The following is a 25,837-nucleotide window of genomic DNA, read 5'->3' as shown; positions in this document are numbered from 1 at the left end:
AGCGCTCGAGGATGAAGGACCTCATCCCGACCCCCGTTCAACCGAATTCCGAGAGTGTAAGCAAGGCCCACCCTCTCCCATCCGACACTCGATATTCGCGACCAAGGAATCCACACAGTATGATGCGATTCGCGAACGACTAAGAAGCCGCCCACCAGCCTAACTCCAGGAGAAAGATAGAACCTCCAAGCCAGCCAGAAACAGGGCCCCAGTCCAATCAATCCAGCCGCGACAGTAGAATACGACGGACGATTCGAAGTTATTTCAAGGATGGATACAGCCACCGGGATGCCATTCACTCCGACAATCCAGAGCAGCCCGATCAAAATTTTCCCAATAGATTGATTCACGAGAGCCACGACCTGAAGGCGAATCTTTCGGCGACCATGTCAGCCACTCTACCGATGACCCTTTCCGTCCCATACACGACAAATGATGCGGCCACCACGTCTCCTACGAGACCTATTACCTGTTCCGTGCATCCCTTCGACCCCGTCGAATACGATCCACACGAGTTGATGACCATTGGGACTCTCGTCAGCACTGCGGCACCACTCGCAATCCTGGAAACCCCCATGGCTGGAACAGCACATTCAACCTGACCCCACAATGTGCACCCTACGGCAACACCTTCGGCTGCCCAGACGATCGATCCGGCGGTCTGGTTCGCGAGCGTGATGTTGTCCTTATGTTTATCTATATAGTCTTCGAGTGCATTCCCGTCCTTCTTCTCTGTCTTTTTCCTGCATTCCTCAAGACTGTCGCCACTATTTACACAATCCGAAACAGCGGACCACAGCTTTGCCTCATCGACAGTGAAGTCCTGAGACCCTTGATACCCATTGCCCTTCATCGCCTCGTACTGCTCCGAGGTCAGGGGAGCGCCCAAGGCAAACTTCTTTTCCTGGCTACCACCACTCTTGCTGTCCGATGCACCCGATCCTGATCCATCAGGCTTCTTCGTCTGACCGTTCTGCGATGGTTTCGGTGGCCCGGGCACGTGTCCTGGTGTTGTGTTCTCATGATCGGGCGTCGGTCGGGTGGGACAGTCGATCTCGGGGCACAGGCCGCTGGGGTCCGAAGTGGTGACGGGGCTGTTGTTGGCGTAGCTGTAGGCGTTGAGCCCCTGTGGGGAGTCGAGTGCCAGGATCGGGTCGACGCTGAGGAACGTACCGGTGCGAGGGTCATACTCGCGCGCGCCAAGGTGGGTGAAGCCAGTGGCTTTGTCCTTGGTTCCGTCGACGAAACCCCGTTCGCCAGGCCAGGCGGCGGGCGTGGTTCCCCGGTCTTCACCGAAGGGCTTGGTCGCTCGGCGCTGTACCTGAAGGGTGGTGGCGTCGATGGCGGTGGTGCCGGTGTTGTGATGGTCGGTCGCGACGTACGAAAGCTTGCCGGCGGAGGTGCGGACGATCGTCGGGCCGCCGGGAGTTGGGTAGTAGCGGGTCCCGGTCACCGTGTTGGTCGCGGTGTCGAGGGTGAGTTCGGTGGAGCCGAGGTAGAGGGTGGTCTTGCCTGGGTCCTTGCGCAACAGACGGTTGCCAGCCCCGTCGTAGAGGTAGGTGGAGGTGCCCGCGCTGGAATCAGCCGATGCGAGTTTGCCCTCGGGTGTCCAAGTGAGGGTCTGGGTGGCGCCTGCGGCGTTGGGGCGGGTGAGGGTGTTGCCGGTCGCGTCGTAGGTGATGGTGCTGGTGACGGACGGGCCGGTACCGGTCTGCTTGGTAGTGGAGGTCGGAGCATGCGGGCGGGCGCCCCCCGGGGCCGGGAAGGCGTTCGTGGTCGTTGTGGTCTTGGCCGTGTCGCCCGCCGGGTCGTGGTCGGTGACCGAGGTGCGGTTACCGGTCACGTCGTAGATGAAGGTTTGACGGTAGGGGGCCGGGCCGCCGATCTTGCCTGGCTGGGGTGCAGGGTTGGCACAGCCTCCGATGCCGGGGACGGACGGGCCAGGTTTGGTCGTGGTAGTGCCTGTGTCGGTCCAGGCCTGGGTCAGGCGGCGCAAGTAGTCGTAGGTGAAGCACTGCGTATCGGGTGTCACACCCTGCGCGGTAGTAACTGCGGTGATGTCGCCTGCTGGTGTGTAGGTGTAATCGGTGACATCGACCGGGAGCGTCGAGTCCTGCTTGTCCAATTGGGTGCGCAGGAGGCGGCCCGTGGCCAGGTCGTGGACGTTTGTGAAACTGACCTGCTTCGGGACGCCGCCGAGGGTCGTGCGCTGCACCGTTCCGAACTCGTCATAGTCGGTGAAGTTGACGTAGTCGACGGTGGTGCTGCCCATCGAGACGGGCAGGCCGTTGACGTTCCGGCCGGTGTAGAGCGTTTCCTTGGGCAGGCCTCCGGCCGCGGGTACGTCCATGTAGTCGGGCATACCCGTGATGGGGTCGTAGGCAACCGACGTGGAGTAGGTGGTGCTGAGCGCGCCCTCCCCCGCCGGAACAGTCAGTTTGGTCCCCGTCGGCCGGTAGCCATTGTCGTAGCCGGTGGTCTCCTGGCGCCAGGGCTTGCCGCTCACCCAGCTGGTGGAGGCGGTGGCCTGGCCTAGGAGCAGCGTGTCGTACTCGTACGTGGCCAGCTTGGTGCCGTCGGCCGTGCCAAGGTTGCGTGAAATGGGGCGGCCAAGGATGTCGTAACTGGTGACGGTGGTGACGCTGCGGGCGTCCGTCGCTGCGACCGGGCGGTCGGCAGCGTCGAACGTGGTCGTGGACGTTCCCTTGTCCGGATCCATGACCCGAATCTGGCGCCCGTGCAGGTCGTACTCGTAGGTCCAGACGTTGGAGGCGGCGTCGGTGAGCCGGGTGAGCTTGCCGGTGGTGCTGTAGGTGTAGCGGATGGTGTCGTAAGTGCCTTCGGGCTTGGTTCCCTTGTACTGGCGACGCTCGACCGTGTGGCCACGGGCGTCAGTAATCACGCTGGTGGGCGTCTCACCCAACGGCGGGGTGGTGTCGGTGCGGTCGACGCCCGCGTAGGCGGTGGCGGTGCGCCACTGCTCGATCGCCTTGGACGAGAAGGCCTTGGCGACCGTACGCCCGAGGCCGTCGTAGAGAGTGGTGCTCTGGGCAGGGACCGTGTTCTCGTCGGCGACGAACCGGGTCTTCACTGGGTCGGAATCCCTGTTGACGTACGCGTTGTTGGTTTTGACGGGCCGGCCGAGGCTGTCGTAGAACGTGTCGGTGATCAGTCGGCTGGTGGCCGCGCCGTTCTGGGGGACCGTCTGGACCTGGACCTGCTGGCCGAAGGCGTCGTTGATGGCGATGGAGGTTGCGTACGACTCGTCCGACCGGAGTTTCTGGGTGGTGACGGAACTGGTGCCCGTGTTGGTGAGGTCGTATGTGAACACCGTGTTCGCGCTTTCGCTGCGTGTACGGCCGGGCAGCCAGACTGCGGTGGTCCGGCCGAGCGCGTCGTAGGCCACCTCGGTGGTGCGGTTGTTCTGGTCTACCGTTTTGGTCGGGCTCCCGCGCAGGGGGTCAATGGTGGAGGTGGTCGTCCAGTTCTTGGGGTTGGTGACCTTGATGGTGTTAGCACGGGCCGGCGCCACCGGCTCGTACACCGTCCTGGTTGTCGCGCCCGTTGCGTCGCTGGTACTCGTAACCCGGCCATAGGCGTCGTAAACGAGTGTGGAGTTGACTGTGTACTTGGGCTGACCGGACTCGAAGCGGTCGAGTTCTTCGGTGCTGGTGGCCAGGCCAGGGCCGGTGAGCGTGCCGTGGGGCTGGCCGTCGTAGTACGTGTGGCTGCGGCCGAGAGTGTTTGCCTCCGTCGCCGTGACTGTGCAGTCACTGCTCTGGGTCTCGACGGTTTCGGAGATGCGGTCGATCATCCAGGCAGCGGTGTTGCGGGCGTAGGTGGTGACGGTGCAGATGTCGGGAAGACCGTCCGCCCGCGCCAGGACGTGCTCGGGCATCCCGTAGGTGTCGTCGTACTTGGTCGTCTTCGACGTTGACTGCCAGGTCTTGTCAGTGCGGAGCTCCTTGACCTGGGAGGACCCTTGGCGCTGCATCTGCGCGTTGAGTGGCGGGAGCTTGGTGCCGCGGCTGTGGGTGGCGGTTTCCTTGGAGAGCCAGGGCTCGGACTTCGCTATGGAGAGGAGTTCACCCCCGTCGGAGGCGAAGGTCTGGGTCTCTCGTACCGTGCCCGCGAGTGGGTTGCTGTCCTTGACCGTGTTCCCGGTGATCCCGGTGAAGGTGGCGGTGCGCTTGGTGCCATCGGCCTTGATGTCGCCGTCCATGCCGCGCAGGTAGAAGGCTGCGTACTTGGTGACGGTGTCGGGGGCTGTACCGGAGCGGGTGATGACCTGTTCGTAGCCGCGGAATTGGTTCCAGGTGCGGCGCTTGTCCTCGGTCAGTTCCTCGTCGTCACGGTGCCAGGCCGCAGGGCCGACGTACTCGTACCGCGTTTCCTGGGGGCGGGAGCCTCCGAAGGGGTCGATTTCGGTGACGCGGGTGACGACGTACTTGTGGAACCAGTCCAAGGTTGGGTCGAGCGGGCTCTTGTAATCCGGGTTCCAGTAGACGGGGTAGCAGCGCTTGCTGTTGGAGTCCTGGGATGAAGGCAGACCGGCACCCGGCGTGCAGTCCGGGTCGGCATAGCCGATGTCGGTGACCTGGCCGGTCTCGGAGGTGATGCCGACGATGCGGCGGCGGTTCATCGCGGGCCTGTTATCGACGCTGGAGTCGACGCGGTTGTTCAGAAACTGGCCCGCGAAAGTGACCGGCTTGGTGGCGACTGTCGTCGCACCGTCGTGGCCGGTACGGGTCACCGAAGAGAGCCACAGCGCGGCGGCGGTCTGGTCCGCCGGTTTGGGGAACTCCTGCTTGAACTCGTAGGAGTCGACGTTGTCGTAGCTGCCCGTGCCGTTCAGAACCTGGGTAGTGATCTTGATGAGGCGCTTGGTGGTCCAGAAGGTGGCGGCGTAGTTCTCGCAGATACCGGTGGCCGTGCAATTCTGATCGAAGGGCACGTCCGGCCATTTGGTGGCGGCGTTCTCCTTGGTCAGCTTGGCCGCCGCACAGTCGAATCCGGCATCCGGAAGGCAGCGCTCGGAGGTGGTAAAGAGCACCTGAGCGGTCGGCTTGACCGTGTCCGCGTCTGCCAGCTTCGAGCCGTAGGTGATCTTGGCCAGGTTGCCGCCCCGGATGTACGGGGTCAGGGTTCCCTCGGGTGTGATGGTCGAGGCGCCGCGCCTGTAGTGGTTGGTCTCGGTGTCGTACCAGTGGGTGATCACGCCGCCGCGCGGGTCGACGACGAAGTCGAGGTTCCAGCGCCAGGCTTGCTGGCACCAGGACGCCGCGAAGGTGGACTTGTGGCAGTCCTCGCCCGTGGTGTTGCCATAGATGGGAGTGGTCCAGGCCGAGTTGGTCGCGGGGGCGGTGGAGCTGCCAGGCTTGCGGCCGACGCCGAAGTAGTACTGGGTGCCGTCGGCGGTGGTGACCTTCCAGTGCTCGCCGTTGTCGTCGCCGTTCGTCGCGCCGGTCAGCCGTTCTACCTTCGAAGCGTCGTCATTCTCCAGCCGCCAAGCACCGGAGGTGTCGTCCCGTACGAGCGTTGAGGACTTGCCATTCAGGGAGAGCGTGGCGTTGTGACCAGCCAGGCATTGCTCGCCCGAGTCCGCTTGGCCGTCCTTGGCGCAGGCCTTAAAACGGCGCTCGATGAAGCCGGGTGAGTACTCCCACCCCTCACCGATCCACGAGGCCTGGTTGTTCGTGGCGGCAGTGCGGCCGTCGACCGACTGAGAACTGTAGGAGAGCGAGACGCTGGGCTTGCTGCCACCCAGCCCGTCAGGCACGTTGATCGGGTACGACCACGCGAAGCCTCCCGCGCTGCCGCCGCCGCTCCACGTCCCGGAAGGTGCCAGGCTGGTGGCCCTGTAGTCGCCCGCACTGCCGGCGGGCGCCGCTGAAGCCGCGAGCACGGCGGCCCCGCCCGAAGCAGGGTTCACACGCATGCCCTCCGCGCCCGAGTCGCCTTTCAGAGCCACTTCCGTACTGAGCAGCCCAGCCCGGTCACCGTCCTTGACGGTGGGTACAGGCGTCTGCGTACGGCATTCCGCGCGCTCAGGGGTGGCCAGCGCGCACTCGGGAAGTGCTACCAGACGGGCACGCGAGAGCCAGTCGCCGCCGAACGCTCCCGCAATGTGGGAAACGTCCACCGAGACTTTGACCTGGCCGCCCTCCTGGGTGCCTTGGGCCGGACGGACGGCGACCAGCAGGCCCTGGACGCCGGCCTTCTCGGCGGCAGCCCGGTCCAAGAGCTGGACGGAGGCCTTGCCTGTGCTTGGCGCGTCCTTGCTGCTGGCTGAACGAACCCAGACGGGCGCGGCGCCGGCACGGCTCGGATCGGCGGGAGGTGCCGCCGGGATGCCTGAGGGTGAGGGCGCGGTGAAGAGCGACCCACGCGAAGCGGCAGGCTGCGCTGCGCCCAGGTCCACCTCGGCCTGAGAGGCGGGCGGCCAGTACACGTCCGTCGGACTCCAGGCGGCGGCTCCGTCACCCTTCGGGGTCTTCGCGTCCGCCTTTGGTGCGTTTTTCCCCGTTACCGACTCTGTTTTCTTCAACGCGCCCGGCGACCAGCGGCGTGAATCCTTCGGCTTCCACTCCGCGGCCTCGGCTGTCCCTACGCTAGCGAGCAGGGACAGCGTGACTAAAAGTGGAACTGCAATGCTCTGTTGGATCGCCGAGCGTTTTCTGGTCGCGCGAAGTCCAGCTGGTGCCGACACGGCATGCCCCCCACGGTCGCCGAGTGGATCAATTGGCCTGGGAGCCTAGCCTGTTAGCAAATCGCAGAATACAGAGCAAGCCGGACAAGATATGCCGCGCCGACTCGCCGGCATCGCGAGAACGCCCGAAAATAGATCGTTCACCTCTGCATTGGCTTGATCCCATCCGCCAATTGATCACTATTACGCGAATAAGTCTCAGGAATAGCTGATTCCGAATTAGCAGCCGCGTCGGGACTGAGCAAAGAGGCTGTTAGCGTTCACGACCAGTTGACAGGCACCAATCACACTGGGGAGTTTGCCGTGGGGGGCACACTGAGACAACGGCGACCAGCCGGCCGGCCGGTCGCCGTGGCAGGGCTGATCACACTGGCCCTGTCCATCACATCCGTCGGCGCGGCGCCGGGAGCCTCGGCGGCATCGGTAGCTTCCAAGCCGAGCGCGCCGGCCGCACAGACGCCGCCCGAGCGGCCGACGACCGAGCGGGAACGGGCGGAGGACGCGGCTCTCGCCGAGGCGAAGCGGACCGGGAAGCCCGTGCCCGTGCCGGTGGCGACGACCGAGACCGACACGGTGGTGGCCAACCCGGACGGCACCCTGGGGCTGACCCGTAGCGCCGCCCCGTTGCGTACCAAGCAGGACGGCAAGTGGGCCGACTTGGACGCCACCCTCGTCAAGGCTGCCGACGGCACGCTCCGTCCGAAGGCCACGGTCAATGGCCTGACCCTGTCCGGCGGCGGCACCTCGCCGCTTGCCACCCTGGACCAAGACGGCAAGCAGCTCGTGCTGAGCTGGCCGGAGCCGCTGCCTACGCCGGTGCTGGAGGGTGACAGCGCCCTCTACCGCGAAGTCGTGCCCGGCACGGACCTCAAGGTCACGGCCGACAAGAGCGGCGGGATCTCCCAGGTCCTCGTGGTCAAGTCCGCCGAGGCCGCCCGGCATCCGAAGCTCGCCAAGCTGACCACAGGCCTCAAGGCCAAGGGCGTCACCGTATCCGCCGACGGCCACGGCAACCTGAAGGCCGCCGACGCCTCGGGCCATACGGTCTTCCAGGCACCCACCCCCACGATGTGGGACTCCACCGCCCCGGTCCAGACTCCCCTCGCCAAGCCCTCCGGCTCCACCATGTTCTCGCAGGCGGCCATGGGCGCCGGGAGCGCGCCAGCCGGGTCGGACGAAGAGCCGGCCAAGTCCGTCTCCGGCAGTGACGGCCCGGGGGACTTCGCCAAGGTTGCCCGGATCCAGGCCGACCTCGGCAAGGACTCTCTCGCCCTGACCCCGGACCAGGCCTTCCTGGCCGACCCCGCCACCGCCTACCCGGTCTACATCGACCCGGCGTGGCAGCCCACCAGCCGCGGCACGCAGCACTGGGCCTGGGTCCAGGAGGCCTACTCCACCACTGTCAGCTACGACGACTACGGCGACACCTACGACCCGGGTGTCGGCTACCAGCGCTGGCGGACCAGAACCGGGCTGGAGCGCTACTACGTGCAGCTCGACACCAGTGACCTGGGCGACAAGAGCATCAAGAAGGCCTCCTTTTTCGCGACCCAGTCATACGCCGCCGATGCCACCTGCAGCAGGACGTACGACGTGGACCTGCACTCCACTGAGCCCCTGCTCTCCGACATCACCTGGAACACCCAGCCCCGCGACTGGGAAGTCCTGGGCACGACTTCCCTCAACAGCGCGGGCGGCCCCAGCTGCCCGGATGCCACCACGCGCGGCGAGTGGGACGTACGCGACCACCTCGCCGCGAACCAGTGGCGCGGCAGCATCACCTACGGTCTCTTCGCCTCCAACGAGGCCAAGAGCACCAGCAACAACTCCTTCAAGCGGTTCACCCGTGACACGAACAACCTGCCGTTCCTCTACATCGAGTACAACCGGCCCCCGTACAACCCGTGGTCGCTCGGCATGGTCCCCGCGCCGCAGAACCCGAACGGCAATGGCTGCGGCTGGGTCGGCGCCGCCGGCTACGGCGGCTTCAACATCAGTGCCTGGATCGGCGACCCGGACAACCAGCCCAACGACGCCAATTTCCACGTCTACGACACCGCTGGCGACATCCTCGCCTACGACGGTGGCTGGCGCGACCAGGCGACCGGTACCCACCTTGCCGCCGCGTATCCCGAGAACCTCGTGGACGGCCACACGTACTACTGGCGTGTGCGCGGCGGCGACGGCGACATGGCATCCGCCTGGGTGACCGGCTGCACCTTCTCCATGGACACCCAGCCTCCCTCGGTCCCGATCGTTACCTCGGCCGAGTACCCGCCGTCGGGCACCCTGCCCGGCTCTACGAAGCACATCGGCCAGCCCGGCACCTTCACCGTGAAGTCCACCGACGCCACCAGCGGTGTCCTCTACTACGAGTGGGCCTTCAACTCGGTGATCCCGGTGGGCGGCGCGAACCGCGTCGACCCCGCCGCCGACGGCAGCGCCGCCATCCCGCTGACTCCGACGACGTGGGGCACCAACGTCCTGCGCGTCCAGTCCGTGGACCGCGCGGGCAACCGCTCCCAGCAGCAGACCTACGCCTTCTACGTGCCCGACAACCCGGCTGCCAAGACGGCACTCGGCGACATCACCGGCGACGAACGCGTCGATTTCATCGCCCCCACAGGCAACGGCGACCTCGTCGTCTACCCGACCGCCATCGACCCGGCCGCCGGAGGCGTCATCGCCTCCAACGTGGCCAACAGCCCGGGCGGCAAAGGCTGGGGCGCCGGCACCCTGACCACCCACCGCGGCGGCAACGGCATCCGCTTCGACGACCTGTGGACCTACCGCGACGGACAGCTCAAGCTCTACCGCAACTCCCTCACCCAAGGCGGCCTCGAAGCCAACGGCGGCCTCTACTACAGCGCGGCCAAGGCCCTGACCGTCAAGCGCCCGCCTGCCGCGACCTGCACGGTGGCGGCGACCGGTGCTCCGTGCGGCGGCGACTACGCCTCGAACTGGTCGGGCGTGAAGCAGATCCTCGCCGTGGGCGATGCCAAGCCGGAAGCCGGAGTCACCCCGTTCAACGATCTGATCACGGTGGAGAGCGATAGCGTCGGAAGCCGTCTGCTGCTCTTCCAGGGCACGGCGACTACCGGCTGGCTGGCCGATCCGGTCGTGCTCGTCCTGAGCCCCTCCGGCTGGGACAGCCTCACCCTCATCGCCCCCGGTGACGCCACCGGTGACGGCCTCCCCGACCTGTGGGCCCGCGACAACACCACCGGCGACATCTATCAGTACGCCAACGTCGCCGGAAACCCCGCGGCCCTCGGCGACCACACCAAACGCACCAAGATCGGCTCAGGCTTCACGGCAGCCACCCATCCCGTCATCGGCTCCTCCGGCGACACCAGCGCCGACAGCGTTCCCGACCTGTGGGCCCTGGACAGCCGCCATCGGCTGATGACCTGGAACGGCGCCGCTACCAGCGGCAAGGTCACCGGTTTCAGCGCCGGCCACACCATGGGCGACGCCCGCATCTCCACCTCACAGTGGAAACTGAACGAAGGCACCGGAACCACCGCCGCCGACCTGCGCGGCCGCAACAACGCCGCGCTCAGCGCGAGCGGTGCCGCCTGGGCCGACGACACCGTCGCCAGCACAGCCACAAAGGTCGTCAACCTCGACGGCGCCTCCGGCACCGTCACCGCCGCCGGCCCCGCCGTCGACACCACCCGCAGCTTCACCATCTCCACCTGGGCCAAGTCCAACAAGAACTCCGTCGTCCTCAGCCAGGACGGGCAGCACACCAGCGGCTTCATCCTCTGGCACGACCAGGACGGCACCTGGCGGTTCGGAATGTCCAAGAAGGATGACGACAACTGGGACTACGACCAGACGACCGTCATGAACGATGCAGCCAAGGTCCAGAGCGGCGTATGGACTCAGCTCACCGCCACCTACGACGAGCAGACCGGCCTCATTGCTCTGTACGTCAACGGCACCCTGGCCGGCACCGCCCACCACGCCAAGGCCAACGCCTGGAACGCCACCGGCCCCCTGGTCCTGGGCCGCTTCAAGAACCAGAGCAAGCCAGCCTCCTTCTTCGGCGGCCGCATCAGCAACCTGGCCGCCTACAACCACTCCACCGTCCCCTCCGCGACCCGCACCACCCTCACCTCAGCACTGAGCAGCACCAAATGCGTCGACGACGCCACCGGCAGCAACGCTGAAGGAAATCCCATCCAGATCTGGGACTGCGACCCCGCCGGCGGCGCCGCCCAGCAGTTCGAGATCCGTGAAAACGGCGAGATGCGCGTGGTCGGCAAATGCGTGAGCACCGCCGGCGGCAGCACCCAGCCCCGCGCACTCATCCAGATCGCTGCCTGCAACGGCGCCGGAACCCAGCAATGGCTCCCCACCGCCACCAGCGGCTTCTACAACCCACAGTCCAACCTCTGCCTCGACCTCCCCAACGCAAGGACCGAAAACGGCACACAACTCGAACTGAATTACTGCAACAACTCCAACGCACAACGCTGGCACACCGCCGGCCTCGCCTCACCCCTGGGCACCACCGGCTAGCCCCGGCCGCTGGCCAGCGGCCCGTCCCCTCCGGGACACCCGGAGGGGACGGGCCCACGTTTGCCCGACGTGATTGCCAGCCGTGATCCCAACGGGTACGACGAACTGGTCTGTTCGCGGCAGGCGGCCAATTCCCCTGTGGTGATGGCGCTCCTAGAAGATGGCTGTGGCAGATATTTCGTGAAGTACCTGATGCCTGTGGGGCCGACAGCTGGGCCATGCTTGATCGCTAGCGCCGGGGCGCGCGTCCGGCAGGGCTTTTTGGGGGGGCTGCGGTGGTGGTCAGTGAGCTGGTACGCACAGAACTGCGACGGGTCGATTGGGCTTCGTTGGAGTGCGGCTGCGGCGATACTGCGGAGCATGTGCCTCTTCTGATCGAGGCGATCATCACTGCTGAGACACCCCGGGACATGATCGGGTACACCCTCGATGGTCACGTCGAGGACAGCACGATCATCTTCGAGTGCACTCCGCCCGCGGTTGGCGTGATCATGGCCGCGCTGGCAGGCGAACTCTCGGCACTCGCCCGCGACGTGCTACTGCAGACGTTGTCGTTCGTGGCCGCGGGTTCAAGCGACTACGAGCCGGATGCAGAAGGCGCGGGTCTGGGCGACAGATGCAAGCACCAGGCTCGAGAGGGGTTCTGGAGGCTCGTCCAGATCGGGCTCACGGGTAGTGCGGAAGACGCTGAAACAGTGGCCGACATCTGTGAGTACTTTGGGCTCGGCGGCGGCAAGGCCGCCTTCTACCAGGCCCAGCTGCGCGAACGTATGCGTGCGAAGACCAAGGGCGGGCGACGCGTCTGATGGAGTGAGGATCAAGGTGGTTGGGCGAGAATGAGGGTCCGCAGGAGAGCGAAGGAAGCGCGGCCGTACAACCGCCTACCAGACGACCTACCGCGGCTTCCTCGCCAAGCTGCTGATGGCCGAGTGCGACGACCGCTCCCGGCTCGGTTCGGAACGGCGGATCAAGACGGCGGCCGGCTTCCCCCGGGACAAGTCCCCCGCACTTATCAGGGGTAGCGGTGAAGAACTCTGGCAAAGTCGCCGTTCGGGACGCTCCGGACGCGTCCGGAGGCGGCTGAGGTTCACCCTTTGCCCAGTGTGCTGGTTCTTGGAGGTAATCCGCTGTCCTGTTGGAGCGGTGCATCCGTAGGATCACGTCATGACTGCAGATGCCCCGCTCACCCGAGAGTCGTTCCGGCGCCTCCAGCCGATCAACACGCCCAGGCCGGTGTCGCAGTTGCCAGATCATGTCTGGACTGACGAGGACTGGGACCGGATCCGGCTCGGATATCGAGCCCGGGACATGGATGAGAAGTGGAACGTCTTCGTCGAAGGCGATGTCATTTTCATGCACCGAAGTTGGACCGGTCACGGCGTCTATGAGGCATCCTTTGCCCCCTCGACTGCTGGTGGGAAGAGGATCGCCTCTGCTGTGGTGGAGGCCGATGGGGAGCGCTATCGGAGCATGGGCGACGAGTACGACTGTCTGATGATGGAGCTGATCATCAGCGCGATCGTCCTTGGTGAGCCCGCCACCGAACTCCGGGCTGGTCTTGTGGAGTTGACTGCCCGGGCTTCGGGAAGGAGCGACCTCCCCTCGGGTGTGGTGGAGCACAGTGCTCTGGGATTGCGTTCTGGATCGTAGGTTCTGCAGCCCGGAGAGTGCGGTCACAGCCCCTGGCCCGTATGACTGGCTCGCCAGCACACGAGCCCGCGCCAAAGCCGCGGCCAGCCAGCTCCCGCCCACGACCGTCGGCCACCTCCCCAGCCTCAAAGGGAGTTGGCCGACAGCCCATCGGAGCGAAACGCGGTCCGCAACTCGTCAGGGGTTGCAGGCCCTGGGTCACGCACGGGCTGGCCGACGTCGGATGACCAATTGGGACGGAAGCGTTCGACGAAGTCTGTGAAGTCGTTCCGCAGATACCGAGCATCGGACGGCTTCAGCCGGACCTGTCGGCGGCTGTCAGCCCACCAGATCTCGAAAGCGGCCACCGTGCCTTCCGCTGGCCAAGCCTCGCTCTCGTCTGGCAGCAACAGGACGTCGACAAAGCCTCCGACACTCAGGCCGATGTCCACGAAGATCCCGATCGCCCCGGGCCTGGGAACCTTCACCACAGTGCCCTCGAAGACCTGTCCGAAGCGCAGGCCCCTCCGAATCCGAGCCCACTCGGCATCTGTCACCACGAACGAATCATCGCACCTTCGTGCTTCTGTCTCAGCGGCACGGCGCTGCCGTCACTTCTCGTGAGCATCCGCGAGCCAGCTGATGCCAACTGCCGCCGAAGCTCATCCACAAACGCTGGTGCTGAAACCGAACGAAGCCAGGAAGAGGCTCAACTCACCGGGCCACTCCAGCGCTTGGTCCGCAAAGCTGACTGCCTCAACGCGGGCCGAGCGCCTGCCGGGCGGATCCCGCCCCCGGACTGCGTACGCCGCTTCGCTCGCATGACCTGCTCCGAGACAACGGTGACGGCTGGATGCGGCCGCGGACCGAGATCAGGGTGGCGTCGGCCCGCGCGTCGGTTCGACGCTGTCCGGAACACAACCACTCCTATAGGCCGATTTGGCGATCAAGGTACGGTTTCCCCTTTGAGTGTGGACCAGTGGGAGGGGACGCAGTTCATGGAACTGGCCGCGGAGATTACCGCGTACCGGGATGGGAGGGCGGATCCAGGGCGCTTGGTGGGCGAGTTTCGTCGGGCCCTGCTCCTGCTCCCGCTCGCCAACGGCGACGTTGGAGCCCAGGGCGGTCTGATGTCGGCCGTCTCGGGTGGGATCCGCTGGCTGTACGCGTTCACGGACGAAGAGGCCCTGGCCCGGTTCACCCAGGCTCGCAGAGAGGCCGGCCGAGACTGGCCATATCTCGCAATTCCCGGCGCCCGCCTGGTCGACGAAGTGATTCCTGCGGTCGGCGGCGGCCCGGCGGGGGTGGCGGTAAACGTGGCCGACGAGGACGGGTCGATGCTGTTCCCGCCGATGGCCGGGATCGTCCCCGATGCGTGTGCCGTGGATATGGATCAGGATGCCAGCGGTGTCCGTGGGGAGGTGGCCTGATGGCGGGTGACGGTGACCTCGAGGTGTCCCCGGCTGCGGTCGCAGCGATCCAGAACGGTCTGCGGGCGGCGATCGCCGAGCTGCGCGAGTCCGGGGATGCGGCTGGCGCCTCCCAGGGTGCCGGGTTCAGCGAGCTGTCGATAACGGGCATGGAAGCAGGACATGCCCGACTGGCTGCCGACTTTGAGGACTTCTGCGAGCGGTGGGAGTGGGGTGTGCGCGCCATGATCCAGGACGCATCGACGCTGGCGGGGAATCTGGGGATCGCTGCGGGGACGGTGTGGGAGGAGGAGCAGTACATCGGGGGCTCGTTCAAGGTGGCGGCGAATGCTGCGTGGGGCAACCCGTCCGCCAGTGAGGACGAGATCGAGCAGAAGGCCTGGGGCGACATCTTGCGGGCCGACGTCTACAAGCCGGACTACAGCTCGGAGTCGTTCGACAAGAGCCGCGAGGACATCAAGCAGACCTGGTCGGACACCAAAAACACGGTGACCTCGACGGGGAAGATCGAGTCGTTGAAAGATCTGCTGGACCAGGCCGACGGTAACGGGGGGAAGGGCTGATGGGGTTGCGGGACTTTGTTCCGGACTCGGCGGAGGACTGGGTTGAGGACCGGGCCAAGAATGTCGGTGACCTCGTCGAATGGGGCGGCGGCAAGGTGGCCGGCGCAGCGGACAAGGTGGGCTTGGACGATGCGGGCGACTGGGTCCGTGAAAAGAGCCGTTCGGCTGCGAACCAGCTCGGTGCGGATGTGGCCGAGTTGGAGCTCGGTCAGACGGACGATCCGAAGAAGCTGGTGTACGGCAGCGTCTCCAAGATCCGCGAGCAGGTCTCTCACCTGAATGACTTCAAGAAGTCTTTCGATCAGGTCGGCAAGGGACTCAAGGGCATGGGTGAGCCCGACGGGTTGAAGGGCCAGTCGGCGGACGCGTTCCGGGAAGCCGTGGCCAAGGAGCCTCCGCGCTGGTTTAACGCGGCCGAGGCCTTCGGTAAGGCCGCCGACGCCCTGGGCCGGTTCGCTGAAACCGTGGAGTGGGCGCAGGGCAAGGCCAAGGAGGCCTTGGAGGACTACAACAAGGGGAAGAAGGCGTCCCAGGACGCCTACGACGCGCAGAAGAAGCTCGTCGAAACCTATAAGGACGCTGTGGCGGCGAAGAAGGAACACCTGCCGCCCAGGCCGTCCGAGCACTACGACGACCCGGGCAAGGCGATGGTGGCGGCCGCTCAGGAGAAGCTCACCGAGGCCCGCAAGCAGCGCGATGAGCAAGCGGAAGCTGCCGCTGCAGCAGTCCGCGCGGCGAGGGACGCCGCCCCGCCCAAGCCCTCGTACAGCGAGCAATTCGGCGATGGCCTCGACTACCTCGACCTGGCTTCAACCCACTTGATGGGCGGTGTTGTCAAGGGCACCGCCGGCATCGTCAACTCTGCCCGCGCCCTCAACCCGTTGGACCCGTACAACCTGACCCACCCCGCCGAGTTCCTGACGAACCTCAACTCCACGGCGGCCGGTCTGGTGACGACGGTCAACGACCCCTGGGGCGCAGGCAAGCAGATGCTTGGCGAGTTCTTGAAGGACCCCTCCGAAGGCATCGGCAAGCTGATCCCCGAGCTGATCGGCTCCAAGGGCATGGGATCCCTCAAGAAGCTCTCGGTACCTTTGAAGAACAAGACGTGCAAGGGCGACCCGGTCGATGTCGCGACTGGCGAAATGGTCCTGCAGCACACCGATCTGTCGCTTCCTGGGGTGCTGCCTCTGGCGCTGATCCGCACGCACCTGTCGGGTTACCGGTTCGGACGTTGGTTCGGCCGCAGTTGGGCTTCCACCTTCGACGAACGCATCGAAGTGGACCCGATCGGCGTCGGCGCTATATGGGCCCGCGAGGACGGTTCGCTGCTTGTCTACCCCCGTCTGCCCGAACCTGCCGGTGATCCGGTGCTGCCTGTGGAGGGACCACGGCTTCCCCTCGTACATGACGGAGACGCCTTCGGGGAAGCCACGTACTCCATATCCGACCCCCGCACCGGCCTGACCCGTTCGTTCACAGGCAGCCCGTACAACCCTTCGAGTGCGTACTGGCTGACCGCGATCGAGGACCGCTTCGGCAGCAGTGTCACGATCTCCCGCAGCCCTGCTGGAACCCCCAGGACCGTCTCCCACAGCTGCGGCTACACCGTTGAAGTCGACGTCCAGGAGCAGCGGGTGTGCGCGCTGCGGGTGCGGACGCCTGACGGTCCCGTGGAGGTGCGGCGGTACGGCTTCGACGACCGGGGCAACCTCGACGCTGTCTTCAACAGCTCAAGGCTGCCTCTGCGGCTGGCCTACGACGAGCGCGGCCGGATCACCGCCTGGACGGACCGCAACAACTCGACGTTCGGATACGTGTACGGCGAGGACGGAAGGGTGGTGCGGACTGTCGGACCGCAGGGCTTTTTGTCCTCCTCCTTCTCCTACGGCGCGGTTCACACCGAGACCGCTCACTCCATCACCCGTTACACCGACTCCACCGGGGCCACGACGACTTTCCACATCAACGACCGTCTCCAGGTCGTGGCCGAGACCGACCCGCTCGGGCACACCACGCACTTCGAAGCCGATGCTCACGACCGGCTCGTGGCTGTCACCGACGCGCTCGGGCACACCACCCGCTTGGAGCGCAACACCGACGGGGATGTGGTCGCCATGGTGGCCCCGGACGGAGAGCGCACCACCGCCTCCTACGACCTCTCCCGGCGACCCACGGAGATCACAGAACGCGGCGGGATCCGGCACAGCTACACCTACGACTCAGTCGGCAGCATCACCGCCACCGGCCCCACCGGCGCCCGCATCCGCCGGTCCTTCGACGACGTGGGCGCCGTGACACAGATCGCCGGTCCGACCGGACTCGTCACCCGCGTCGTCAACGACCGTGCCGGGCTACCTGTGGAGGTCACCGCACCGGACGGTGCGACGGCCTCTTACACCCGGGACGCCTTCGGGCGGATCACGCACGTGACCGACGCCCTCGGCGGCACGCTCACCCAGCAGTGGACCCCGGAGGGCCTCCTGTCCTGGCGGACACTGCCCGACGGGACGCGGGAAGAGTGGACGTGGGACGGTGAGGGAAACCTGGTGACCCACACCGACCGCATGGGCCGCACCAGCCACCACACGGTCACTCACTTCGACCGTGCCGCCAGCACGACAAGCCAGGACGGCGGCAGCTACCAGTACACCCACGACACCGAACTGCGGCTGGCAAAGGTCACCAACGCACAAGGATTCGAGTGGACGTACGAGTATGACCCTGCGGGCCGGCTCGTGGCGGAGACCGACTTTGACGGCCGCACGCTCACCTACAGGCACGACGCCGTCGGCCGCCTGGTGCGCCGGACCAACGCCGCTGGCCAGAGCCTCACCTTCGAGCGGGACGTACTCGGCCGTGTCACACGCCTCGTCCACGACGACGGCAGCGCTTCAGAATTCTTCTACGGTCCGCAAGGCCACGCCAGCCACATCAGCAATGCCCACGCCGACATCACCTTGGAGCATGACGCAGCGGGGCGGGTCCTGGCGGAGAGCGTCAACGGCCGCACGACCACCTTCGCCTACGACGCCCAAGGTCGGCGTACCTATCGCCGCACCCCCTCAGGTGCCGTGAGTCAACTTCGCTTCAACGCTGCTGGCCTGGCTGCGTATGCCACCGGTGAGCACGTGTTCCACTTCGAATACGACGCCATCGGGCGCGAAAGCGCCCGCACCCTCGACAACAGCATGCGCTTGAGCCAGGACTGGGATCCAGTGGGCCGCCTCGTCCACCAGGGTCTCGCCGCCGACGGCACGTCCCTTCTAGGGCGCTCCTTCACCTACCAGGCGGACGGCTCCCCCACAGTCATCGACGACAGCGGGATCGGCCGGCGCAGCTACGCTCTCAACTCCGTCGGCCGCATCACCGCGGTCCACGCGCAGGGCTGGAGCGAGCAGTACGCCTACAACAGCGCCGGAGACCAGACCCAGGTCAAGCTGCCGAACCAGACACCGGGTCAGGACGAGACAGGCACCCGCGCGTACAGCGGCACACGCATCACCCGATCGGGACGCACCTGCTACGCCTACGACGCACAGGGCCGCCTGACCACCCGGACCACCACCACGCTCAGCGGCAAAACCCTGACCTGGACATTCACTTGGAACGCTGAAGACCGCCTCACCCAGGTCACCACGCCGGAACACAGCATCTGGCGCTACGGCTACGACGCGCTCGGCCGCCGGATCACCCGAGAGCGCCTCGGCTCCGACGGCTCCCCCGCAGAGACGTACACCTACACCTGGGACGGCGCGCAGCTCGCCGAACAGGAGGATGGCCACACCATCCTGACGTGGGACTACACCGGCCTGTTCCCCCTTGCCCAGCGGGAAGTGAAGAAGAACGACAGCCAGGAGGAGGTCGACCGCCGGTTTTTCGCGATCGTCGCCGATCTGTCCGGGGCGCCCACCGCTCTGGTCGGCCCTGACGGGTCAATCGCCTGGCGTGGACGCAGCACTGTGTGGGGGGCGACCCAGTGGAACCGGGACGCAACCGCTTACACGCCGCTGCGCTACCCCGGCCAATCGTTCGACCCTGAGACCGGCCTCCACTACAACTTCAACCGGTACTACGACCCTGCTACCGGACGCTACATCAGCCCGGACCCCCTCGGGCTCGCGCCGGCCGCCAACCATTACAGCTACGTCCCCAACCCGTTCACCCTCTGGGATCCACTGGGCCTGGCCGGCTGCACAGCCGACCCTACGTGGGGAGGGCGTGTCCGTTTCGTACGCGACGAACATGGCCGCCCGTACGAGATGCACGCCACCGTCACCCGCGACATGCTCAACGAAGGCACCGACGCGAGCCAGGCACTGCGCCCGCCCGGGTTCATCCACGGGACCACGTACAACCAGGGCCGCGGCCACATGCTTGCGCAGATGCTCGGCGGGTCAGGTGACACCCTGGACAACCTGTTCACCATCACGCAGAACCCGACGAACAGTCCAGTCATGCGTGACCTGGAACAATCCATCTACAACGCTGTACGCGGCGATCCGACGAACAACGTTCCCGGGCAGACCGTCCAGTACAGCGTCTATCTCGAGTACACAGACAACCTGGCAGACTCCGTCCCCAGGTGGATAACCATGGAAGCCGACGGCCGAGACGGATTCATCCTCAGAGACGACTTCCAGAACCCCGACCATGCCAATCAGCAGCTCCGCCGACAAGGAAGCCCGTGACCGATCTAAGTGCCCTGATCCGGCTATGCCCACCGCCGCAGACCCAGCCGGCCCCCGTCGACTGGGACCGTGTCGAGGCCGAGCTCGGCATGCGTCTGCCCGAGGATTACAAGCAGCTTGCGTCCGCCTACGGACCGGGCTCGTACGGCGGCGACTACATCACCATCTACCACCCCCACGGCGTGACGCTCTACGTCAACCTAACGGGGCCAATGCCCTCCCGAATCCGTGAATACCTCCAGCGCGACTACGATCAAGGCACGTATCCGGTCCCGTACGACCCCCAGCACCTGTTCGCCATCGGCGGGATCGAAGGCGGCCAGAAACTGTTCTGGATCACCGAACCAAAGAATGCACCCGACAGCTGGCGCGTCGCCATCAACGAGGACAAAGGCTCCCGCTGGTTCACCTACGACGGAAACCTCACCAACTTCCTCGTCGCCGTTCTCAGCGGTGAAATCGACATCCCGCCGTTTCCCAACCTTCTCGGGCTCCCGGCCGACTTCACCCCCTCCGTACCGCCCCCGTTCGAGGTCGGAGATCCTCCCATGAGAGAGCCCGTCGACACCGAAGACATCCGGAACTGGGCCCGCGCCAACGGCTTCCAAGTCCCCCCGCGTGGTCGCATCCCCCGCGAAGTCCGCGAAGCTTGGGAACAAGCCCACCCCGCCTGAGCCCGTCCCAGCTTCCAAGCAAGGGTCCGAAACAGTCATTCGTAAGAGCGTCGGGCTCCTGGGCTCCGGGCCTACTGTGAGCTTGTTGCCGTCTGACGGCCCAAATGACTTGGCCGCCCGAAACACGGCGACGACTCGACCGTTACTGGGGTACGGGACTTGACTGCTTCATAGCACAACGTCCGCGAGGCCGTCTCCCAGACTGCTGTTGGACGATGCCTGGTACGTGATCCAGGCTCACGGGTACACGTGAGTGCGTACCATCGCGCACAACGTCCCCTCACAACAACATCGAGGAACCCATGACCACAACCACAACCACCAACGTCACTCGCGTCAAGGACGACTACACCCAGCAGATTGCCAGCGACCTCTCGGCAAACCAGGCGGCACAAGAGCAGAGGCGAACCGAACTGCAGCGGCTGCAACAGGAACTCAAGGAGCTTCAGGAAGGCGAGAAGGTCCTTCTGAAGATGCAGGACGCCTTGGGCATCCCGGCGAAGCCCGCATCCGCGCAGCCCACCAAGCGCGGCGCGAAGCGGGCCGCAGTCCCTCCCGCGCGTCGCAGCGCCACTCGGGGCGCGAAGAAGGCTACGGAGCCCAAGGCCGCAGCCGCCACGGCCCCGAGCGTCCCTGAGGCCGCGAGCGAGACCGAAGCGAAGAAGGAAACCAGCGGCCCCTCCTGGCTCGAACTCATCACGGCTGCCATGGCCGGACAGACAGAACCCAAGTCCGCCGCCGAGGTAACCACCACCATCAGCACCGCCCACCCCGAACGCGCCGTCCAGGCGGCGGTCATCCGCAACACCCTCGAGCAGGGCGTCGCCCGCGGCCTCCTCGAACGCTCCAAGCAGGGCCGATCCGTCTACTACACCCCCGCCAGCTCCACCCCAGCAGAACCGAACACCGACCAGCAGCAGCCCCAGCCGTAACCCACCCCGAAAGCCCTACCGCACAAGGCATCGAACTCAGTCCGGATCATCGCTGCGCCAACAGGCCTGCGGGCAGCCAGGACTGCGCAGTGCTTGGCACCAACTCTCGAAAGGTGCCAGACACGAGCGCGAGAGGTCAGTCCTGCGCAAGTCGGAGCCGTTCAAGGGAAAGCTTATCTGCAGGCCACTCATCAGCTTCGTGGTGGGCGATGAGCGCTCTCAGGCCGGTTTGAAGTTCGGGTTGCAGCTGGCTGGAGTCTCGATCGGCAGCCTGGCAGCCCGCCGCGACAAGCTCAACCCTGCACAACTCCAAGCACTCGCGGCGCTGGGCGTGAAATGGGCGCAGTAGACGGCTTCCGGCCCCAGCCGGGGGGGCGGGCGGGGCGTGCTGTTCCAAGGTTGCAGGACAACGTCATGTCCCCTGCCCTGCCCGCTGGTGGTGGGACCGACTTCGCCGTGATGCCTGCGGCTTGGCCCGATTTCACCCACTGAGCGGGGGTGTAAAGAACCAACATCCAGAAACCCATGAAGGCGCCGTCCGAATCGCTGTGTACGCTGATCATGTTTCGTTGTGATCACGTTCAAAAGTGAAAAATGGGGGGCCGGTGCGCAATCGCCGAGTCGTAATTTCCACTGCCTTCGTCGCAGCGGGTCTCGCTTTCATCCCGAGCACTGCCTCGGCAACCGAGGGGCCGACGACCAAGCCCGTCGTACCGAGCCCGGCCAAGGCCCAGACGTCCGCGGTCCGGACGTACAATAGCCCTGCCGACCGTACGGTCCGCACTGTGCTGCCCGCCGGTAAGGGCAAGACCGCCACAGTGCAGGCGCAGTCCTCCGCGGGCAACCCGGATCTCGCGCTGAACATCAGCGGCTCCACCCGCACCGCGCTCGGACTTGAGATCAAGTCCGAGATCACGAGCGCGGACGTCACACTTGAGGTCGTCGTCGACTGGGGCGACGGCACGACGGACAAGTCGACCACCAAGGGCTCCGGCAAGCTGAAGAACAAGCACACGTACACCGAGGTCGGCGAGTACCAGGTGAAGGTGACGGTGACCGACGCCGTCAACGGTGTCCAGGCTGTCAACGACCTTACGCACCTCACCCAGGGCACGGAATTCACCCCGCACGCCCCGACCCGGCTGCTGGACACCCGCGACGGTACGGGCACGAAGGCGGGCAAGGTCGCTGGGCGCGGCACGACCCGCGTCAAGGTGGCCGGCACATCCGGAATTCCCGCTGGTGTCGAAGCGGTCGCCCTCAACGTCACGGTCACCAACACCACCGCTGCCGGGCACATCACGGTGTGGGAGGGTGACGACTTCGGAATCCCTGAGACGTCGAACCTCAACTACACGGCCGGTCGGTCCGTCCCGAACATGGTCATCGTGCCGGTGGGCAGCGACGGCTACGTGGACCTCTTCAACGGCGGCTGGCAGCCGGTGGACTTGATCGCCGACATCACGGGCTACTTCACCCATGCCCCGTCCAGCGGCTACAGCACGATGGACCCGGCCCGGCTCGTCGACACCCGTGAGGGCCTCGGCACGGCCAAGGGCCAGCTCGCCGGTCGCGGCACCTTCACTACCCAGATCAGCGGCCTGAGCGGGGTGCCCCAGGGCGCCACGGCCGTCGCGCTGAACGTGACCGTGACCAACCCCAAGGAGGCCGGTCACCTGTCTGTCTTCCCGGGCGGGAGCGCCACCCCGACGGCGTCCAACCTGAACTTCACCGCCGGGCAGACGGTCGCCAACTCGGTGATCGTGCCGGTCGGCCCGGACGGCAAGATCAGCGTGTTCAACGGCGCCTGGGCGGCAACCGACGTCGTGGTCGACGTCGTCGGCTACTACAGCAAGGACAGCAAGGCCGCCTACGTTGCGACGGGGTCGTACCGGGTTATCGACACCCGCGCGAGCTGGTGGCGCGGCGGTAAGCTGCCGGCCCGCGGCTACATCTCGCAGTGGTTCACGCCCAACGACCGCGAAGTGGCCGACGCCTACGTGCTGAACGCCACCGTGACCAACACGACGGACTCCGGGTTCCTGTCCGTGGCCCCGAGCCCGTTCCCGTGGCTGGGGAACGACCAGCCGGGCGCGCCGGTCCCGCCGCGTCCGGGCTCCTCTACCCTGAACTGGGAGGCGGGCCAGACCACCTCGAACCTGGTGCAGGCCAGCGACGGTGACCACGGCGTCATCAACTTCTGGAACCAGGGCTGGAAGGACGCCGACCTGGTCATCGACGTCTTCGGCGTCTACCAGACGACCTGATCCACCAAACAGGTCCGCGAACACCGAAAGGTCCCGCCTGATCTCACGATCGGACGGGACCCTCGCGTGCTGGCGACTACTCAGCAGCACCACGTTGCAGGGCGAGTGCCGCACACGACAGGGCCGACCCGCACCCGCCGGGCCGGCCCTGCCATCCTCCCGACCCTGCCGCGCTCAACACGCTCCGTAGATCGACTCGCCCCCCACGCCTTCGTACCCGGCATCGCCGCACCCGTCGGGCGCTGGATCGCCTCCCAGCGGCGGGACTGGGGCCGCCTGAACGAGGAGCAGCGGCGTCGGATCGGAACGTTGGGCATTAAGAAGGCCGTACGGGCCCGCAAAGCCCGGCGAAGACGTCCCTGACGTCCGCTTCCAGAAGGGCCTGCAGGCCCTGGCGCAGCCCCCCTGCTCAAGAAGCCCGGCGCCGATCTCCGGGACTTCTGCGATCGGATCCGTGCCTACCTGCCCGTCTCATCGCAGGTCCAGCCCGCACGGTCCTGACCGACTGACCTCACGTCCGTCAGGTTCCGCGCGTCACTGTGCCCGCGCACGCCGTGCCCATCGAGATCCGCGGGCACGAGAGGGGCCACGTGGAAGCAGCAGAGGAGCCAGTTTGCGGCCAGCATGTCGCACACCAGCAGAGGTCAAAGCAATGCATCCGGGTAGGGGTTCACGAGCGGACATAGGACACGACGTACCGGCGGGCAGCCTGCTCGCTGGTACCGAGCGCGGTCGCCACCGTCTCGATCGGGACTTGTCCAATCTGCACCGCTCGGGCCGCGTCCTCCTCCTCCTCCCACACACCCACCTCGGCGATCAGGTACCGGAGGTTGGCGAGGGCCTTCAGCGCCACCAGCGGATCCTCCACAGCCGCCACCGTCAGATCGTCCTTCAACCTGGTCATGAGCGCGAGAAGCGCATCCGGCAGGGGCTCCGCCGCGTGCCTCACCACCGTCAAGTGCGCGCGGTAGTCCGCGGCTGGCCCGGACAGATCGACATCCGCCTCGTACAGGGGCCGCTGATCGCCGAGCACCGTCCAGTCGAGCGAGTGCTCGGCCATCCCACGCCAACCGCACGCGCACGCGCCCCGCAGTACCGCCGCCTTCGGACGGCCGAACCGACCGTCGTAGGCGTGCGACGCCGTCGAGGACGGCATGTCCCCGCCGCTGCCCACATCGAAACACGCCTGTCAGCCGGGACGGGCCGAACCGGTCCGGCCTGCCACACTCACCCGGCCCACGGACCCGCATCCCGCGAAGCGCCACACCACAGAGGGCCGCCTATCCGGCGAACCCGCCCGAACGCAGCCAGGGCATGCTTCCTGTCCAGCAGCCCGGCCGGCCCCAATGCACCCGCAGCGTGGAAAGGGTCCTGGTCCCGGTCCTTGCCAGCTCCGGCGGACACCCCAGCGTGGATGAGGGAGAGGCTGTCGTTCACGCCGGTGTCCAGCGAGGTCCTGAGGAGGGCGGGTACGCCGAGCCGGATGAAGAGATCCGTTTCTTCGGTGAATCCGGCCACCCGACGGAGTGAGACGCGCTGAACAGGGCTATCCGGGGGAGTGTGTGACCGGGTATCGGGCCCATGATCAAACACTTTCGGCGGGGCCTGATGGCCACCGCCCTCGCCTTCGCCGTCCTCGCCCCCGCCTCCCCCGCGCACGCCGACGAGTACACCCTCACCGAGGCCATCACCTCCCTGCCGATCGCCGAGGAGATCCGCGACGGCTACAAGCGCGAGCTCTACCCCCACTGGAAGGACGACGACAAGAACGGCTGCACCGCCCGAAACGACGTACTGATCGCCGAAGCGATCCAGGCCCCGACCGTAGGTGCCAGCTGCACCCTCACCGGGGGCGTCTGGCACTCGTATTACGACGACGTTCTCGTGCAGGGCGCGGCCGGGGTGGACATCGACCACATGGTCCCGCTCGCCGAAGTCCACGACTCAGGAGGCTACGGCTGGACCACCGAGCGCCGCCGCCGCTACGCCAACGACCTCGGCTCCGACGTCACCCTCGTCGGCGTCACCGCCCGCTCCAACCGGCAGAAAAGCGACCAGGACCCGGCCACCTGGATGCCCGCCCCCGCCGTCCACTGCCGGTACATCGGCGAATGGGTAGCCACCAAACACCGCTGGAACCTCGCCGTCGACCAAGCCGAACGCGAAGCACTCCTGCGCCACGCCACCAACTGCCCCAACGCCAACCTCGCCTTCGAACGGGCAAGCCGACCAACGGCGGGGACTTGGACCAAATCTCCGTCCCATCGCGGCGCCACTCAAAGAGCTCGATGTCAAGGGGTCGAAGCCGCCCGGGTCCCCGCCCGCCACATGAACTCCATCAGGTCTCGGGGGTGTTGAAGGCTCGCCCGAGGCAGCACGAGGGCGGGACCCCCAGCCCAGCGGGTGCGTCATTGG

Annotated in this window: 13 protein-coding genes and 1 pseudogene; 11 read left to right on the top strand and 3 right to left on the bottom strand. The window is 66.3% G+C overall.

Features of this window, described 5'->3' with window-relative positions; genetic code table 11:
* Positions 1-346: 346 nt before the first annotated feature.
* Positions 347-6,451 (bottom strand): RHS repeat domain-containing protein, encoded by a 6,105-nt coding sequence (locus ACZ45T_RS27780; RefSeq protein WP_468445919.1) that lies wholly within the window; start codon positions 6,449-6,451, stop codon positions 347-349.
* Positions 6,452-7,060: 609 nt separating this feature from the next.
* On the opposite strand from ACZ45T_RS27780, the gene ACZ45T_RS27775 reads away from it, so the two are divergent.
* From ACZ45T_RS27775 to ACZ45T_RS27760, 4 genes and pseudogenes are all read left to right on the top strand, one after another.
* Entirely contained in the window at positions 7,061-11,236 is a 4,176-nt protein-coding gene (locus ACZ45T_RS27775) for a ricin-type beta-trefoil lectin domain protein (RefSeq protein ID WP_468445917.1), read from the top strand.
* 275 nt (positions 11,237-11,511) lie between these two features.
* Positions 11,512-12,042, top strand: coding sequence for a hypothetical protein (locus tag ACZ45T_RS27770; RefSeq protein WP_468445915.1), 531 nt, complete (start codon positions 11,512-11,514; stop codon positions 12,040-12,042).
* A 79-nt stretch (positions 12,043-12,121) separates the two neighbouring features.
* Positions 12,122-12,238 (top strand): annotated as a pseudogene (locus tag ACZ45T_RS27765) (IS21-like element helper ATPase IstB); the annotation flags it as partial.
* A gap of 162 nt (positions 12,239-12,400) precedes the next feature.
* Positions 12,401-12,886 (top strand): hypothetical protein, encoded by a 486-nt coding sequence (locus ACZ45T_RS27760; protein ID WP_468445913.1) that lies wholly within the window; start codon positions 12,401-12,403, stop codon positions 12,884-12,886.
* A 125-nt stretch (positions 12,887-13,011) separates the two neighbouring features.
* Here the strand turns inward: ACZ45T_RS27760 and ACZ45T_RS27755 are convergent, their stop codons facing one another.
* Positions 13,012-13,425, bottom strand: a complete 414-nt coding sequence (locus tag ACZ45T_RS27755) for a hypothetical protein (protein WP_468445911.1) — start codon at positions 13,423-13,425, stop codon at positions 13,012-13,014.
* Positions 13,426-13,863: 438 nt separating this feature from the next.
* Between ACZ45T_RS27755 and ACZ45T_RS27750 the strand changes: the two genes are divergently transcribed.
* From ACZ45T_RS27750 to ACZ45T_RS27725, 6 genes are all read left to right on the top strand, one after another.
* Entirely contained in the window at positions 13,864-14,295 is a 432-nt protein-coding gene (locus tag ACZ45T_RS27750) for a hypothetical protein (protein WP_468446005.1), read from the top strand.
* A complete protein-coding gene (locus ACZ45T_RS27745; RefSeq protein WP_468445909.1) occupies positions 14,295-14,858 on the top strand; it encodes a hypothetical protein in 564 nt (187 codons plus the stop codon). The genes ACZ45T_RS27750 and ACZ45T_RS27745 overlap by 1 nt, the downstream gene beginning before the upstream one ends.
* Positions 14,858-19,549, top strand: a complete 4,692-nt coding sequence (locus ACZ45T_RS27740; RefSeq protein ID WP_468445907.1) for a putative T7SS-secreted protein — start codon at positions 14,858-14,860, stop codon at positions 19,547-19,549. The genes ACZ45T_RS27745 and ACZ45T_RS27740 overlap by 1 nt, the downstream gene beginning before the upstream one ends.
* Entirely contained in the window at positions 19,546-20,223 is a 678-nt protein-coding gene (locus ACZ45T_RS27735; RefSeq protein ID WP_468445905.1) for an SMI1/KNR4 family protein, read from the top strand. Before ACZ45T_RS27740 ends, ACZ45T_RS27735 begins: the two co-directional genes overlap by 4 nt.
* Before the next feature lie 302 nt (positions 20,224-20,525).
* Positions 20,526-21,155, top strand: a complete 630-nt coding sequence (locus ACZ45T_RS27730; protein ID WP_468445903.1) for a hypothetical protein — start codon at positions 20,526-20,528, stop codon at positions 21,153-21,155.
* Between the two features lie 785 nt (positions 21,156-21,940).
* The gene (locus ACZ45T_RS27725; protein WP_468445901.1) at positions 21,941-23,422 is read left to right on the top strand and encodes a PKD domain-containing protein; all 1,482 of its coding nucleotides are present in this window, start codon (positions 21,941-21,943) and stop codon (positions 23,420-23,422) included.
* Between the two features lie 670 nt (positions 23,423-24,092).
* Here ACZ45T_RS27725 and ACZ45T_RS27720 read toward each other — a convergent pair.
* On the bottom strand, positions 24,093-24,482 hold the full coding sequence (locus ACZ45T_RS27720) for a hypothetical protein (protein WP_468445899.1): 390 nt from the start codon (positions 24,480-24,482) through the stop codon (positions 24,093-24,095).
* A 521-nt stretch (positions 24,483-25,003) separates the two neighbouring features.
* Between ACZ45T_RS27720 and ACZ45T_RS27715 the strand changes: the two genes are divergently transcribed.
* Complete coding sequence (locus tag ACZ45T_RS27715) at positions 25,004-25,780, top strand: HNH endonuclease family protein (RefSeq protein ID WP_468445897.1); 777 nt, start codon at positions 25,004-25,006, stop codon at positions 25,778-25,780.
* Positions 25,781-25,837: the final 57 nt, after the last annotated feature.

The organism is Streptomyces sp. NPDC030995, from assembly GCF_055571215.1.
This window is presented reverse-complemented; position numbering and strand designations above follow the sequence as displayed.

Bases quoted from the DNA above. Each gene is read 5' to 3' on its own strand.
- ACZ45T_RS27760 (WP_468445913.1), top strand. From the start codon at position 12,401: ATGACTGCAGATGCCCCGCTCACCCGAGAGTCGTTCCGGCGCCTCCAG.
- ACZ45T_RS27750 (WP_468446005.1), top strand. From the start codon at position 13,864: ATGGAACTGGCCGCGGAGATTACCGCGTACCGGGATGGGAGGGCGGAT.
- ACZ45T_RS27745 (WP_468445909.1), top strand. From the start codon at position 14,295: ATGGCGGGTGACGGTGACCTCGAGGTGTCCCCGGCTGCGGTCGCAGCG.
- ACZ45T_RS27740 (WP_468445907.1), top strand. From the start codon at position 14,858: ATGGGGTTGCGGGACTTTGTTCCGGACTCGGCGGAGGACTGGGTTGAG.
- ACZ45T_RS27730 (WP_468445903.1), top strand. From the start codon at position 20,526: ATGACCACAACCACAACCACCAACGTCACTCGCGTCAAGGACGACTAC.
- ACZ45T_RS27720 (WP_468445899.1), bottom strand. From the start codon at position 24,482: ATGGCCGAGCACTCGCTCGACTGGACGGTGCTCGGCGATCAGCGGCCC.
- ACZ45T_RS27715 (WP_468445897.1), top strand. From the start codon at position 25,004: ATGATCAAACACTTTCGGCGGGGCCTGATGGCCACCGCCCTCGCCTTC.